Genomic DNA, 14,705 nt, shown 5'->3' on the forward strand with positions numbered 1-14,705 from the left:
GCTCATTACACCATTGACCGCTAAACTAAAGATAGAAACGCCTAAGGAGTTATGAGAGATATGAAGATGCAAGCACCTACTATTGAACAGGCGCAGGCTGAGCTGCAAAAATATTACGGTTATCCAGACTTTCGGGATGGCCAGAAAAAGATTGTTCAGAACTTGCTGGAAGGACGCGACACACTGGGAATCCTCCCTACGGGTGGCGGGAAATCGATCTGTTATCAGGTTCCTGCACTGCTCCTGCCAGGGCTGACTTTGGTGATATCACCACTGATCTCGTTGATGAAAGACCAGGTGGATGCGTTAACTACTGCGGGTATTCCGGCAGCCTTTATTAATAGCACGTTAAGCGGAAAAGAAGTGAATGAGCGGATTCGGGCTGCCCGGCGGGGCGATTTGAAGCTGCTCTATGTTGCGCCCGAAAGACTTGAGCTGGACTGGTTCCGTCTGGAAATGGCTGAGCTGTCTATTTCCTGCGTGGCTGTTGATGAAGCGCACTGTGTATCCCAGTGGGGACATGATTTTCGGACAAGTTATCTGTCGGTATCTCCATTTGTAGATGAGCTGCCTGAACGTCCGATCCTGGCAGCATTTACCGCCACGGCGACGCCGGAGGTTATGGAGGATATGGTCCGGCTGCTGCGCTTGCGTGAGCCGGGTATTTTCATGACGGGGCTAGGAAGAGATAATCTGGCAATGTCCGTGCTGCGGGGAGAGAACAAGCGGGAGTTCGTTATGGATTATGCGGCTACGCATTCCCACCAGCCGGGGATTGTATATGCGGCAACCCGCAAAGAAGTGGATGATCTGTATCAGAGGTTGCAGGCCTCTGGTATAGCAGCAGGTCGCTATCATGCGGGTATGAATGATCAGGAGCGGGCAGATAGCCAGGAAGGGTTCCTCTATGACGATATCCGGGTTATGGTGGCTACGAATGCCTTTGGGATGGGGATTGATAAATCCAATGTCCGATACGTAATTCACTACAATATGCCCAAAAATATGGAAGCTTATGTTCAGGAAGCGGGTCGTGCTGGACGTGACGGGGAGCCGAGTGAATGTATTTTGCTGTTTAGTGCGCAGGATATTATGACGCAAAAGTTCCTGATCGAGCAGAATCCACAGGATACTGACCGTAAAGCTAACGAATATCGCAAGCTTCAGCAAATGATTGATTATTGCTATACTACTCGCTGCTTGCGCAGTGCCCAGCTGGATTATTTCGGGGAAGAACATGGGGACAAGCCATGTGGTATCTGCAGCTCATGTACGGATGAACGAGAGCTAGTGGATATGACCGTCGATGCGCAAAAGATCTTCTCCTGCATTCACCGCATGCGGGAGCGTTATGGTGTAGCGTTGGTAGCATCTGTGCTGAAAGGCTCTCGCAATCAAAAGGTGATGCAGTACGGCTTCGATAAGCTGCCCACACATGGGGCGATGTCGAGCCGGACGGAGAAGGAAATCTCAGAGAGTATCAATGTGCTTATCTCAGAAGGGTATCTTGCCTTGTCGGAAGGCCAGTACCCTGTAGTACGGCTCCAGCCTCTAGCTGCCGAGGTCCTGCGCGGACAGCGTGAGGTGATGCAGCGTGTGGCGCGGCCTTCGCGGGCAGGCACAACATCCGGTACGAGAGTTCGTAGTCGGGGACATGACCTGTCGCCATCAGCCGTCAATGAGACTGTCTTTGAGCAGCTGCGTCTTATCCGGCGTGAATTGGCAGGACGCGAGCATGTGCCATCGTACATTATTTTTAATGATGCCACGCTGCGTGAGATGAGTGTGGTTTGCCCGCAGACCGAAGCGGAAATGCTGAGGGTAAAGGGTGTTGGGGAAGTGAAATACCGGAAGTACGGTAAGGCATTCTTAGAGTTTTTTCAAAATGAAATGTAGAAAAGGTCGTGTAGCATGAAAATCGTCCTGACCACGTTAAACGCCAAATATATTCATACCTCACTCGCAATCCGCTTGCTAAAAGCGTACAGTGAGCATGAATTTAAGGATATTCATTTGGCAGAGTACACCATCAAAGATCCCGTGATGAATATCGTGTCCGACTTGTTTCAGAAACGGCCAGATGTGATTGGCTTCTCCTGTTATATCTGGAACATCGAAGAGACGCTGAAGCTGATTGGTATTCTTAAGCAAGTGATGCCTGAAGTTACGATTGTTCTCGGGGGACCTGAAGTTTCGTATGAGCCGCTTCATTGGATGAAAAGAGAAGCTGGCATTGATTTTATAGTTAACGGAGATGGGGAAGAGACGTTCCACCATCTGCTGCAGGAGCTAAGGGATGATCGGAAGTTTCACTTTGTGTATGGAGCCGCTTATCGCAAGGGAGAAGAGATCATTGTCAATCCACCACGTCCCAAAAGCGATCTGAATACGCTGCCTACGCCGCATCGTTTTCCTGAGGATATTCCAGATTTGAGTAAACGTATTGTTTATTTTGAGACGAGCCGCGGATGCCCATTTAACTGCCAGTTCTGTTTATCCAGTATTGAAGTAGGCGTACGTTATTATGATATTGAACGAGTGAAATCTGATCTGCTTTATTTAATACAGAATGGCGCCAAAATTATTAAATTTCTGGACCGTACTTTTAATATCAACCGCAACTATGCGATGGAAATGTTTCAATTCCTGATCGATAATCATCAAGGCTGCGTATTTCAGTTCGAAATTACCGCAGATATCATGCGGCCGGAAGTTCTGGATTTCCTATCTAAGAATGCGCCTCCGGGTATTTTTAGATTTGAGATTGGGGTGCAATCTACCAACGATGAGACGAATGAGCTTGTTAAACGCCGCCAGAATTTCAAAAAGCTGTCCCGTACCGTAATGAAGATTAAGGCAAGCGGCAATATCGATCAGCATCTGGATTTGATTGCCGGACTACCTATGGAGGATTACAGCACCTTCCGTAAAACGTTTAATGATGTATTCGTTATGGAGCCGGAAGAGCTACAGCTTGGATTCCTCAAAATGCTGCGGGGAACGGGGCTGCGGGCGCAGGCGTCTAAATATGAGTACACGTATATGGAACACGCACCTTATGAAATCCTTAGCAGTCATATGATGCCTTTCTCAGACATTATTCGTTTGAAGCGGCTTGAGGATGTGCTGGAGAAATACTGGAACAGCCACCGGATGGACCATACGGCTAAGTACTTGATCCGTCATGTATTTGATTCGCCATTCGATTTCTTTCAGGAGTTCGGTGACTACTGGGAGGAGCGAGGCTGGCAAAAGATCGGCCATCAGCTGGAAGATCTCTTCACCCGCTTGCAGTCCTTCCTGATAGATCGCGGGACGCCGTCTATGGATGTTATAACTGGCTTGATGAAGCTGGATTATTTTCTTGGACACAAGTACAAGCCGCGCAAAATCTGGTGGGATTTCGTGCTGGATAAGTCGGATTGGTCGAGTTATTTGAAAGATATCGCGGCTAATCCGGGTCAAATTTCTGCCCAATTGGCTGAAGCAGGACTTAACGAAAGAGAACTGCAAAAGTATACTGTGCTGGAAGTGTTGCCATTCTCGCTGGAAGCGGTGTTGGATTCCATCAGCGGCATGCGTGCCGATGAGGGCCTTGAGGATGGTGAAGCTGATATGGCTAATCTGGAGGCGTTGCCTTCGGCAGACTCGCCATTACAGGAAGCAGCAGATAGTAGTTTAGAAGAGACTGCCCAAGCAGCAAGCTCGGCTGTAGCAGTAGCGGAGCCCGCTTCCATTAGGGAAGGGCGCACGCTACTAATCGTAATGTATCAGCAGAACGAGAGCCAACGCGCTCAGTACTACACACTGCCTTTGTGATAGGCGGGTGGAAGGATAGACCGTTCCTTAATGGGACGGTCTATTTCTTTTGCCTTGTGCGCTAGCGCATCTGAGTCCGGAAGCGGCGTGGGAAGTGATGATGTGTAGTTAGCGTCATCTGGGTCCGGAAGTGGCGGGAGAAAGTGATGTGTAGTTAGCGTTAGCTGAGTCTGAAAGTAGCGGGAGAAAGTGATGTGTAGTTAGCGTTAGTTGAGTCTGAAAGTAGCGGGAGAAAGTGATGTGTAGTTAGCGTTAGTTGAGTCTGAAAGTAGCGGAGAATGTAATTAGTGTAATGACTCGGCGCAGGCGGACCCAGCGGACCTTATACGTGGAATTATCCTGTTTTTTGGATGCTAACGGACCGCATAGTCGCTATTGGCATGAAAAACACCCAATATAGACCTGTTTCGCATGAATAGCTGCACTGGAGTCCGAAACCTAGCTCGAAAGGCTATAAATTAGCAAATAGCGTCCACTGAGTCCGAAAGTAGCTGGGGAGAGTAAAGATGTGTAGCTAGTGTCAAATGAGTCCGGAAGTGATGAGTAACCCGTCGTAGGCGGACCCAGGGGACCTTATACGTGGAAATATCCTGTTTTTTGGATGCTAACGGACCGCATAGTCGCTATTGGCATGAAAAACACCCAATATGGACCTGTTTCGCATGAATAGCTGCACTGGAGTCCGAAACCTAGCTCAAATGCCTGGAAATTAGCAAATAGCGTCCACTGAGTCCGAAAGTAGCTGGGGAGAGTAAAGATGTGTAGCTAGTGTCAAATGAGTCCGTAAGCGGTGAGTAACCCATCGCAGGCGGACCCAGCGGACCTTATACGTGGAATTATCCTGTTTTTTGGATGCTAACGGACCGCATAGTCGCTATTGGCATGAAAAACACCCAATATGGACCTGTTTCGCATGAATAGCTGCACTGGAGTCCGAAACCTAGCTCGAAAGGCTATAAATTAGCAAATAGCGTCATCTGAGTCCGGAAGTAGCGGGGAGAGTAATGATGTGTGGTTAGTGTCAACTGAGTCCGGAAGTAGCGGGGAGAGTAATGATGTGTGGTTAGTGTCAACTGAGTCCGGAAGTAGCGGGGAGAGTAATGATATGTAGTTAGTGTCAACTGAGTCCGCAAGCGGCGTGGGAAAGTAATGATGTGTAGCTAGTGACAACCGAGTTTGTACGTGGTGTGGGAGAGCGATGAGCTGAAGACAGCGTCAACTGAGTCCATTAGCGGTGGCGGAAGTTTATTTACTAAAGTTCAGATGCGCGGAGGAACTGGAGATTGTTAGATTGAGAAGTCTGCTGAGATAAGCTACCCAAACCGCAAACCGCAAACCGCAAACCGCAAACCGCAAACCGCAAAGAAGCGACCCCCCAAATAACGGGGGCATCGCTTCTATATTGTCTCATAAATTCACTAACAACCGCGTTTTTTTCTTAACTTATCGTAGAAACCTCTGAAGGAAGGTGGCTCTCTAACCAGTTGAGTACATCGGCTGTGACTTGATCTCGATTTACTTCATTTAGCATTTCGTGTCTGCCTTCTGGATAGAGTCGGTACTCAACGTCTGATACTCCTCGTTTCTTATACAACTCCGCAAGACGGGGAATGCCTTGACCGTTCATCCCGACAGGGTCCTTATCCCCACCAAATATATAAATGGGCTTACCTGTACATAATGTGCTAAGTGATTCCTCAGTATGAATCTCTCTTAGGAGGTGGAAGAAACCACGGAAAAAGCGGGTTGTACAAATAGCTCCGCAGAATGGATCGGAAATGTACTTATCTACTTCCGCAGTATCGCTGCTCAGCCAGTCAAATGTTGTTCTGACCGGGGAAAAAGCACGGTTATAGCTGCCGAATACCAGACTGTTCAGCAATACACTGCGATGATGCTCCCCCTTTAGCTTAAGCTGTGCGCTAGCCAGAGATTCTCCAATACGCAGCATACTGCGTGGACCATTTGTCCCGCTGAGGATAAACCCTGAATAGATTTCGTTGCCTTCTTCGCACATGAGTTTTTGACCCAGAAAGGAACCCATACTGTGAGCGAATAAAATGATGGGCTTTCCTTCATGCTTGGAGAGTGCTGCGGCACCTACCTGCAGAAGATTGCGCCGCATCCAATAAAATCCGTCCTCCCCAACATCACCAAGCAGATTGACTTGACCAGCGGTTCTACCATGTCCCCGGTGGTCATTGGCATATACTGCATAACCAACCCCGGTTAAAGCTTCCGCAAAACGAGCGTAGCGGGCAGCAGTTTCACACATCCCGTGTGAAATTTGCACGATTCCTCTAACTGGCACATCGGACTCAGGTAACCATTCATAGACATGGATGGTTACACCTATGGGATCCGTTAGAGTAAAGCTGTTTTCCTTCATGGTCCATTCCTCCTAAAGGTTCTCGACTTATGGTAAATAAGAGCGAAGCACAGTAGAATGACCCTCGATAGTATAACGGCCTAGGTTGGAAGGAATCAGATAACATTCCCCTGCGGCATAAGGCTGGGAGCCGCCTTCCCAAGTCAGATGTCCGCTGCCTTCGCAGATAACCAGAATAGTGAAGCTGTCTTCTGAAGTGGTGAGATCCCATGAACCATTTACGATCCCTTTTTCGACAATAAAATAAGGTGAAGCGGCAAGCTGCAGCCACTCTCCAGGCACTGCATGATCGGTCTTCATCGAAGTAGCGCCGGCGCCTTCATAAGCTGTAACATTCAGAGAATCCTCGATATGAAGCTCGCGTGGTTTTCCATCTAGACCTGGACGGTCGTAGTCATAAATACGGTATGTAGTGTCGGAATTCTGTTGAATTTCCGCTACAACGACACCAGCGCATAGAGCATGTACCGTTCCGGCAGGGATGTAGAAGGAATCGCCAGCGGAGACAGATACCTCTTGAAGGCTATCCATAACCGTGCCGTTTTCCAGTGCTTCGCGTAATGTTTCACGGTCTACGCCTTCTTTAAGGCCGTAGATGATTTTTGCATCTGGCTTAGCGTCTAATACGTACCACATCTCTGTTTTGCCCAGTTCACCTTTAGGCAATCCTACATAATCATCCGTAGGGTGGACTTGAACGGAAAGGTTGTCGTTGCAATCCAACAATTTGATCAAGAGTGGAAATCTTCCGCCAGCTTCTGATATTCCCTTGCTTCCGAACCACTCATGACCAAATTGCTCACGAATTTGATCCAGACCTTGTCCAGCTAATTCTCCATTAACCACCGAAGATGTTCCATTCGCATGATCGGCAATCATCCAGCCTTCACCAATATGACCTTCTGGTAGATTCAGGCCGAATTTCTCCAGCGCGCGGCCACCCCAGACACGTTCTTTAAACTCCGGTTGAAATTTTAAAGGATATGGTTGTGTCATTCGTAATCTTCCTTCCCAATTACAAGATTGTTTGATTGTTTACAAAGCTTAAGATGGGGAACCTTTTTTCTTCTCGAGGGCAATTACATACGGTGCGTCCGTGCGCTGCAGCTGGCGATATACAATGCTCTGCGCTACCTTAGGGGAAACAGTCGTTGCCCAAGCTTCAACAGCGGCGGCTTCGAGATCTCCGCCTGCATGGCCAGGATACAGTACAGCCGTAATAATTCCCCCCGGACGCAGCAGCTGGAGTGAAGCTTCCAGGGCCGCAATAGAGCTGTCCGGCTCAGTAATGATATTCTTGTCGGCATCGCCTGAAGGCAGATAGCCAAGATTGAACATTACAGCACCAACGGTGCCTGGCCAGTTAGCCGGGACGGCTTCTGCCATTTCGGCATGGCTGCGTTCCAGTAAGGTAACGCCAGAGAGTGAAGAAGTTTCCTCCCGCGCAAGCCGGAGACGTTCTTCTGCCAGCTTCAGCGCCGCAGCTTGAATGTCAAAGCCGTAGACTTCGCCACGAGCTCCAGTTGTTTTGGCTAGAAAAAGCGTGTCAGCACCAGTACCTACAGTTGCATCAATCGCACGGTCACCTAAAGTCAGCCGCTCAGAGATTAATTTATGAGCAAAGCTTAGAACGGACATAAAGCCCATTAGCCCTTCCTCCAATACTTACCCTGCCAAGTATCACGAGCAACAAGCTCATCGTCAATGGCATTTAGCACTTCCCATTTCTTGAGACTCCACATCGGTCCAACTAAGAGATCCCGTGGGGCATCTCCAGTCAAGCGATGAACAATCATCTCAGGGGGCAGAATTTCAAGTGAATCAGCAATCAGCTTCACATACTCGTCCTGTTCCATGAATCGGAGCAATCCTGCTTCATACTGCTTCACCATTGGTGTTTTGCGCATGAGATGCAGAAGGTGAATCTTAATTCCCTGCACATCCATGCGAGCTACAGCAGATACCGTTTCAAGCATCATTTCGTGCGTCTCCTGTGGGAGACCGTGAATGATATGGGTACAGATTCGAATATTGTGACGGCGCAGCTTCTCCACAGCCTCCACATAACACTGCGTATCATGCGCCCGATTAATAAGCTCAGAAGTGGAGTCATGTATAGTCTGAAGACCCATCTCTACCCAAAGATACGTACGCTTGTTGAGCTCTGCTAAATATTCGATTACATCATCGGGCAGACAGTCAGGGCGGGTAGCAATAGACAATCCAACGACACCAGGCTGCTGCAAAATAACTTCGAAATATTCTCTCAGCTCTTCGACCGGAGCGTACGTATTAGTATAGGCTTGGAAGTAACCGATATATTTAGCATTTGGCCATTTCAGATGCTGTCTGTCACGGACGTTATTGAATTGTGTGACTAGGTCATCTCGGCGGCTTCCGGCAAAATCACCAGAACCTCTGGCACTGCAAAATGTGCAGCCTCCCTTAGCAATGGAGCCGTCACGATTGGGACAGGTAAAGCCTGCATCAAGCATAACTTTGAATACCTTGGTGTTCATGTGTTCACGCATTTCGTAATTCCAAGTATGAAAACGTTTATCTCCCCAAAGTTGCGGAGGAGAAGTGTATTGAAGATTAGACACGAGAAGCCCCTTTCTGAAAATATAATTATGGATAAGTTCCCTTATCCTTATATTTTTCTGAGACAGATGGCGTCCTTATCCCAGAGAACGCACAGCCGTTTCTTATAATCCAATACATTGTATCAAAAAACCGAGCTCGGCGTAACATTGACTCCCCATAACGGCATGAAAAATAGGCAGGAAATAAGGCGCTTTCGGCTTGAAAATGCTTACATAGTATGTTATATTCAGAGTGTGAAAAGCTACTGTGGCATAAAGAAATTCATCCAGGAGTTCATAATTTCGTGTCGTCCGATCCATAATAATAACCGTGAGGTGATAGCAATGAATTCTCAAACGGTATATGCTGAGGGTAAAGATTCGATTGAAGTCCATTTAACGCCAGATGAAGCCCTTGCACTAACGGGCGTGGAATTTAACGGCAACCCTAAGATCAAGACAGATGCGCAGCGTAAAATTCGTAGCGCATTCGAAAAAAAGACATTTGCCACAAACACAAAGTAAATCCTGATCTGCCAGACAAGAACGAAATTTATTTCCAATATACAACAACGAAGGAATTCCTCTGAACAGCTCATTTAAGAGCTGAACCAGAGAATTCCTTTTTCTTTTTTACCGCAATCCCTTTACTTTTTGGGACAATTTCGGCACAATATTGCAAGTGACAGTTATCGTATAAGAGATAATCGGAGGAATACCTATGCGTTTACGCGGAAGAAAAGGAATACGTGAAAGTTTGGAAGAACAGACGGATTTAGTCATTCTAGATCCTCGGAGTTATAAAGGTGAGTGGTCCAAGCTGTTCGGTAACGATCATCCGATCCATGTGGAGTTCGGAATGGGCAAAGGACAGTTTATCAGCCAAATGAGCTTTAAATATCCTGATATTAACTTTATCGGAGTGGATATGTATGATGAGCTGATCCGCCGTGCTGGAGATAAGGCTAGAGCAGTATGGGAGCCGGCAGGACATGAAACACCGCCTAACCTGAAATTGGCACTTGCAAATATTGATTATGCTGAGGAAGTATTTGCTCCGGGAGAGCTTGAACGGATTTATCTTAATTTCAGCGATCCATGGCCTAAAAGCAAGCATGCCCGGCGTCGTTTGACACATCCGCGTTTTCTTGACAAATATCGCGGTTTGCTTAGCGATCTAGGTGAAATTCATCTGAAAACAGATTCCCGCAGTCTTTTTGAGTTCTCATTAAATGCCTTTGCGGACTTTGGCTTGCAGATGAAAAATATTTCTTTGGACCTACATGCAGATGGCATCATCAACGAGGATCATATCATGACAGAATATGAGACGAAATTTGTCGGACGTGGCGTGAATATCCATCGTTGCGAGGCAATTGTAGGCGCAGAAGCACTCAAACAGTATCAGGCTACCCGATTGGATAAATATCGGTTGTAGTTACAAAGCACTGCTCCATAAGGCATGCTTCAATAAAAAAGCGGCAAGTCTCCATGTGGTTTGGAGGCTGCCGCTTTTTTTATTAACTATTCCAATAATTCGATGATACTCTGAGCACATTGTAACGGGTGATAGCGAGCGATTTCTTCAAGGTGGAGTTTGCGCTTGTTTTGCACATCCTCATAGTTGTTCAAGAGGCGCTCCATCCACATTTCGACAACCTCTAAAGATTCGATGGGTTCTCCGAAGCCGGCTGCAGTAAAGTAGCGGCAATTCTCCTCCTCCTGACCGGGAAGAGGGTGATGGAAGAGCATGGGAATACCCTTTGCCAGCCCTTCACTGCAAGTCATTCCACCCGGTTTTGTAACCAGCAGATCGGAGACCTCCATCAGCTTGTGGATTTCACGCGTAAAGCCGATTAAGGAAATATTAGGATGATTATAATGCGGGTCTTCTTTCATTTCCTTTAGCAGCTGCTCATTTTTGCCGAGACAGAAAACAATTTGAATCTTGTCACGCCATTCCGCCAGACAAGCATTTACGACTTGGTCGTTCATGATTCCCCAGCCGCCGCCCATGACTAGAACGGTTGGCATCTCCCGCAGATTGAATTGCTCTCGAATCTCCTGCTTTCCGGGATGCTTCCAAAAATTAGGGTGTATCGGTATGCCTGTTACCTGAATTTTCGTGGCAGGAATATTTCGGCTGCGCAATTTGGATTTAACCTCAGGTGTTGAAACCAGATAAAGGTCTACCTCTGGGCTAATCCAGGTAGCATGCGCATCATAATCTGTTATAACGGTGACGAGCGGCACTTTTAAGGTAGGATCTAGTCTCTTTAGGCGGGATACTACAGCACCTGGAATAAAATGAGTGCAGACAATTACGTCAGGTTTCAGTTGTCTCACAATATTTTTGGCATGCGTATAAAATATACGATGCAAGGCAAGCGTGGTAAGACGATTAAATGATTTCTGGTGACGGTAGACATAACCCATTAATTTTGGCTGTGTCGTTACCGTCTTTCGGTAAGCAGACAGAATAATAGGTGCCATCTTGGGGTTTAGAAAATTTCCAAGTTCTAGCACCTTCGTTTGTAAATTAGGCGATAATTGGCGCAGACTGCTCGACAACGCATAAGCTGCTTGTGTATGTCCGGCGCCAAAACCTTCCGAGAGTATTAAGATTCTTTTTTTACGCAATGTTGATTCACCTATTCTCAAGGGTTTTCCCGGTTATTAACAATAAATGCTTCACATCCATAAGGCTATAGTACCAGCTGCTACGCAGGAACCGATCACTGCGCCAGCTATAACATCTGATGGATAATGCAATCCAAGATAAATACGAGAAAATCCGACAATACAAGCTAGCGGCAGCAGAATAACGGTCATAGCAGGAAACGCCAGCATATAAGGGATCGTAGAAGCAAAGATAGCTGTAGTATGACCAGATGGAAAAGAATGATCCTTTAATGGATTACGAAAAGTATTGGTTTCCGGTAACGCCAGATAAGGACGCATTCGCGGGTACAGCTTTTTGGCGATAGCTACGGGTATATGGCTGACAGCTAGTGCTGTCAAGGCTTGTAAACCTGTAGTTCTCCAAGGCTCAGGAGCTAATACCCATATCAGTATATTGATAACAATCGTGCTTGTAGCTCCACCCAAATGAGTAAGGTAAAAGAGCCAAAAGTTCAAAAAACGATTATGCATTCGTCCGTTGATCCACTTAAAAAGATGCCGCTCCCAGAGATGTAGTTTCATGAATAAATGTCTCATATCTAATTCCCTCCGCTAGTCCGGCTACCGTTAACAGATGTTAATGCAGTAATCCGTTCTATAGCTTAGATCTGTCTTAATCATACTTTTTAAAGGTAGTTCATTTCAAGGAAAAGCTCAGGTTTACTCGAAATTTGCCAGTTTTGACTTAGAGCACTATTACGCTTTACAATGATTCAAGCAGACTAAACCTGTTTAAAAGGGTAAGAGATAAATAAGGATTCAAAAAAAGGAATCCATAGAATTCTTTTAAACAGCATATATAAAAATTGTGAAGTCTGCCGAGAATAAGAATACTCTTGGTCTATTGTTAAGGGATGCAACAAAAGGGTCAGAAAGAACGTCAAGCAAGCTAGAGAGAAAAAAAAGAACACCAAGAGTGAAAAAAGGGGGCATCAAAAGGTCATGACAGACGCACTGTTTGTTACGCTCCAAGTGATCTTGGCAGCAATCGCAGTCTATCAGTTTACGTTTTCATTATTCGGGCTGCACAGGAAAAAGAAAAAGACGCAGTATAAGCCGGAAAAATCTTTTGCCGTACTTGTTGCCGCACATAACGAGGAAGAAGTTGTCGGCGCATTAATGGAGAATCTGAAGCAGCTTAATTATCCATCAGAACTGTACGATGTATTTGTAATTTGTGACAATTGTACAGACGGTACAGCTCGCATCGTTAGAGAACACGGCATGAACGCTTGTGTCCGCACCAATGCAAATCTGAGAGGTAAAGGCTACGCAATAGAATGGATGCTTAAAGAGCTGTGGGCTATGCCGCGGCAATATGATGCTGTTGTCATGTTCGATGCCGATAACTTGGCGCATACTGAGTTCCTGATGGAGATGAATAATGATCTTTGTTCAGGTGCACGGGTAATCCAAGGTTATATCGATACCAAGAATCCAGAGGATTCCTGGATTACAGCTGCTTATGGTATTTCGTACTGGTATATTAACCGTTTGTGGCAACTTTCACGCCATAATTTAAATATGGCTAACTTCCTTGGCGGAACCGGAATGTGTTTTGAGACCACACTTCTTAAAGAAATGGGCTGGGGAGCTACAAGTTTGGTCGAGGACTTGGAGTTTACGATGCGTAGTGCAGCACATGGTGTATATCCTAAGTTCAATTATGATGCAAAGGTATTTGATGAGAAGCCGTTAACCTTCAAGGCCTCCTCAAGACAGCGTCTGCGTTGGATGCAGGGGCACTTCACTGTTGCTCGCCGTTATTTTTTTCCATTGCTTTGGCAAAGTATTAAAGAACGCAGCTTAACGAAGTTTGACCTCGCGCTTTATGGAGCGAATGTATATATTGTATTGCTCACTTTTTTAATGACGGCGGTAATGTGGGTGGATATGGCGTTCTTTAACGGACCGAATATCGCTAACATTTACGGCAGCTTGCCGATCTGGCTCAGCTTCCTAGCTATTGGCGCCAATCTGGTGACTTTTGGTATTGCGATGGCATTAGAGAAGGTTACGTTTAAGAAAGTGTATGCTTATCTTGTATTCTTCCCGATCTACTTGATCTCGTGGTATCCGATTACGTTCTATGCGTTCTTCACGCAGAACAATAAGCAATGGAGCCATACCAAGCATACTCGCGTAGTACGACTTGAAGAGGTACAAAGTAAGCAGGTATAAAGTTCACGAAATTTCTGCATAAAAGGATTGACACCCCAAATAGTGTGGTGTATAGTATTCAAGTACGCAAATCATAGGGATTGCAAGAAGAAGCACCTGCTTCTCACCTGACTGGCATATTCGCCGGCTGGTTTTGATCTCAATGCTTTATGAATGTTAATGTTCATGAACGTTGATCAAACACGGGGTGTCGGGTGTTACCGGCACCCCTTTTTTATGGAGTTACGTGAGAATAGTTGTTAAAAAGATCCGGAGGTGGAGAGTTATCAGTAAGGAACATATGATCAATGATGAAATTCGGGCCAAAGAGGTACGGTTGGTTGGTGCGGAAGGTGAGCAAATCGGGATTAAACCGATCCGCGAAGCGCTGCAAATGGCGATCGATCTTAATCTGGATCTAGTCAATGTAGCACCACAGGCTAAGCCGCCGGTATGCCGCATCATGGATTACGGCAAGTTCCGTTATGAAACGCAGAAGAAAGAGAAGGAAGCGCGTAAAAACCAGAAGGTCGTTGATATCAAGGAAGTCTGGTTCCGTGCTAACATTGAGGAACATGATTATCAAACTAAGTTCCGCAATGTGATCAAGTTCTTGGGTGAGGGCGATAAAGTGAAGTGCTCCGTACGTTTCCGCGGACGTGAGATTACACACGCGAATATCGGCCAAAAAATCCTCGAACGAGTGAAGAACGAAGTGGCTGATATATCTGTTGTTGAGCGCCAGCCAAAGCTGGAAGGCCGCAGCATGATTATGATTTTGGCTCCTAAAGCTCAATAAATCTGGAGTCACTTGCTTATCTGCAATTTGGCGCCGCATAATATTCAAGGAGGAAACACCATGCCTAAGATGAAAACACACAGCAGCCTGAAAGGCCGCTTCAAAATTACCGGAACTGGTAAAGTAACACGTTACAAAGCTCACAAAAACCACTTGCTGTCCCACAAATCTAAACGCGCTAAGCGCGTTCTGAACGGAAATCCAGTAATGGCCCCTGGGGATGTAAGACGTTTGAAACAAGGATTGGCTAACTTGAAATAGTTTATTACACATT

At 46.3% G+C, this 14,705-nt stretch carries 13 protein-coding genes and 1 other annotated feature; of the genes, 7 read left to right on the forward strand and 6 right to left on the reverse strand.

Features of this window, described 5'->3' with window-relative positions:
- Positions 1-60: 60 nt before the first annotated feature.
- Positions 61-1,896 carry a DNA helicase RecQ gene (gene recQ, locus NSQ66_RS06270; RefSeq protein WP_036681455.1) on the forward strand — a complete coding sequence of 612 codons (1,836 nt, stop codon included), beginning with the start codon at positions 61-63 and terminating at the stop codon, positions 1,894-1,896.
- Positions 1,897-1,911: 15 nt separating this feature from the next.
- Entirely contained in the window at positions 1,912-3,819 is a 1,908-nt protein-coding gene (locus NSQ66_RS06275) for a B12-binding domain-containing radical SAM protein (protein ID WP_076142564.1), read from the forward strand.
- Between the two features lie 1,438 nt (positions 3,820-5,257).
- Here the strand turns inward: NSQ66_RS06275 and NSQ66_RS06280 are convergent.
- From NSQ66_RS06280 to NSQ66_RS06295, 4 genes are read right to left on the reverse strand one after another with little or no spacing between them, the layout of a single operon-like run.
- Positions 5,258-6,208, reverse strand: coding sequence for an alpha/beta hydrolase (locus NSQ66_RS06280; RefSeq protein ID WP_036679539.1), 951 nt, complete (start codon positions 6,206-6,208; stop codon positions 5,258-5,260).
- Between the two features lie 27 nt (positions 6,209-6,235).
- Positions 6,236-7,204: a type I phosphomannose isomerase catalytic subunit gene (locus NSQ66_RS06285; protein WP_038569207.1), complete on the reverse strand. Its 969-nt coding sequence runs from the start codon at positions 7,202-7,204 to the stop codon at positions 6,236-6,238.
- A 48-nt stretch (positions 7,205-7,252) separates the two neighbouring features.
- Positions 7,253-7,855 (reverse strand): class I SAM-dependent methyltransferase, encoded by a 603-nt coding sequence (locus NSQ66_RS06290; RefSeq protein ID WP_036679532.1) that lies wholly within the window; start codon positions 7,853-7,855, stop codon positions 7,253-7,255.
- Positions 7,855-8,811, reverse strand: coding sequence for a TIGR01212 family radical SAM protein (locus NSQ66_RS06295; protein WP_036679529.1), 957 nt, complete (start codon positions 8,809-8,811; stop codon positions 7,855-7,857). The genes NSQ66_RS06290 and NSQ66_RS06295 overlap by 1 nt, the downstream gene beginning before the upstream one ends.
- A 324-nt stretch (positions 8,812-9,135) precedes the next feature.
- Between NSQ66_RS06295 and NSQ66_RS06300 the strand changes: the two genes are divergently transcribed.
- Positions 9,136-9,315, forward strand: a complete 180-nt coding sequence (locus NSQ66_RS06300; RefSeq protein ID WP_036679526.1) for a hypothetical protein — start codon at positions 9,136-9,138, stop codon at positions 9,313-9,315.
- 196 nt (positions 9,316-9,511) lie between these two features.
- Positions 9,512-10,228: a tRNA (guanosine(46)-N7)-methyltransferase TrmB gene (trmB, locus tag NSQ66_RS06305; protein ID WP_036679523.1), complete on the forward strand. Its 717-nt coding sequence runs from the start codon at positions 9,512-9,514 to the stop codon at positions 10,226-10,228.
- 86 nt (positions 10,229-10,314) lie between these two features.
- On the opposite strand, the gene NSQ66_RS06310 is transcribed toward trmB, so the two are convergent.
- On the reverse strand, positions 10,315-11,430 hold the full coding sequence (locus tag NSQ66_RS06310; RefSeq protein ID WP_036679519.1) for a UDP-N-acetylglucosamine--LPS N-acetylglucosamine transferase: 1,116 nt from the start codon (positions 11,428-11,430) through the stop codon (positions 10,315-10,317).
- Between the two features lie 51 nt (positions 11,431-11,481).
- Positions 11,482-12,009, reverse strand: a complete 528-nt coding sequence (locus NSQ66_RS06315) for a phosphatase PAP2 family protein (protein ID WP_076141101.1) — start codon at positions 12,007-12,009, stop codon at positions 11,482-11,484.
- Between the two features lie 405 nt (positions 12,010-12,414).
- Here NSQ66_RS06315 and NSQ66_RS06320 point away from each other — a divergent pair, with 405 nt between their 5' ends.
- From NSQ66_RS06320 to rpmI, 3 genes are all read left to right on the forward strand, one after another.
- On the forward strand, positions 12,415-13,653 hold the full coding sequence (locus tag NSQ66_RS06320; RefSeq protein WP_036679513.1) for a glycosyltransferase family 2 protein: 1,239 nt from the start codon (positions 12,415-12,417) through the stop codon (positions 13,651-13,653).
- A gap of 78 nt (positions 13,654-13,731) precedes the next feature.
- Positions 13,732-13,876, forward strand: a sequence feature (ribosomal protein L20 leader region).
- A 57-nt stretch (positions 13,877-13,933) separates the two neighbouring features.
- Positions 13,934-14,431: a translation initiation factor IF-3 gene (gene infC, locus NSQ66_RS06325; protein WP_036679510.1), complete on the forward strand. Its 498-nt coding sequence runs from the start codon at positions 13,934-13,936 to the stop codon at positions 14,429-14,431.
- A 60-nt stretch (positions 14,432-14,491) separates the two neighbouring features.
- Positions 14,492-14,692 (forward strand): 50S ribosomal protein L35, encoded by a 201-nt coding sequence (gene rpmI, locus NSQ66_RS06330; RefSeq protein ID WP_036679507.1) that lies wholly within the window; start codon positions 14,492-14,494, stop codon positions 14,690-14,692.
- Positions 14,693-14,705: the final 13 nt, after the last annotated feature.

The sequence above is a fragment of the Paenibacillus sp. FSL H3-0329 genome (genome assembly GCF_037963285.1).
Taxonomy (GTDB): Bacteria; Bacillota; Bacilli; order Paenibacillales; family Paenibacillaceae; genus Paenibacillus_AQ; species Paenibacillus_AQ odorifer.

Bases quoted from the DNA above. Each gene is read 5' to 3' on its own strand.
- NSQ66_RS06290 (WP_036679532.1), bottom strand. From the start codon at position 7,855: ATGGGCTTTATGTCCGTTCTAAGCTTTGCTCATAAATTAATCTCTGAG.
- NSQ66_RS06285 (WP_038569207.1), bottom strand. From the start codon at position 7,204: ATGACACAACCATATCCTTTAAAATTTCAACCGGAGTTTAAAGAACGT.
- recQ (WP_036681455.1), top strand. From the start codon at position 61: ATGAAGATGCAAGCACCTACTATTGAACAGGCGCAGGCTGAGCTGCAA.
- infC (WP_036679510.1), top strand. From the start codon at position 13,934: ATGATCAATGATGAAATTCGGGCCAAAGAGGTACGGTTGGTTGGTGCG.
- trmB (WP_036679523.1), top strand. From the start codon at position 9,512: ATGCGTTTACGCGGAAGAAAAGGAATACGTGAAAGTTTGGAAGAACAG.
- NSQ66_RS06280 (WP_036679539.1), bottom strand. From the start codon at position 6,208: ATGAAGGAAAACAGCTTTACTCTAACGGATCCCATAGGTGTAACCATC.
- NSQ66_RS06315 (WP_076141101.1), bottom strand. From the start codon at position 12,009: ATGAGACATTTATTCATGAAACTACATCTCTGGGAGCGGCATCTTTTT.
- rpmI (WP_036679507.1), top strand. From the start codon at position 14,492: ATGCCTAAGATGAAAACACACAGCAGCCTGAAAGGCCGCTTCAAAATT.
- NSQ66_RS06275 (WP_076142564.1), top strand. From the start codon at position 1,912: ATGAAAATCGTCCTGACCACGTTAAACGCCAAATATATTCATACCTCA.
- NSQ66_RS06320 (WP_036679513.1), top strand. From the start codon at position 12,415: ATGACAGACGCACTGTTTGTTACGCTCCAAGTGATCTTGGCAGCAATC.
- NSQ66_RS06300 (WP_036679526.1), top strand. From the start codon at position 9,136: ATGAATTCTCAAACGGTATATGCTGAGGGTAAAGATTCGATTGAAGTC.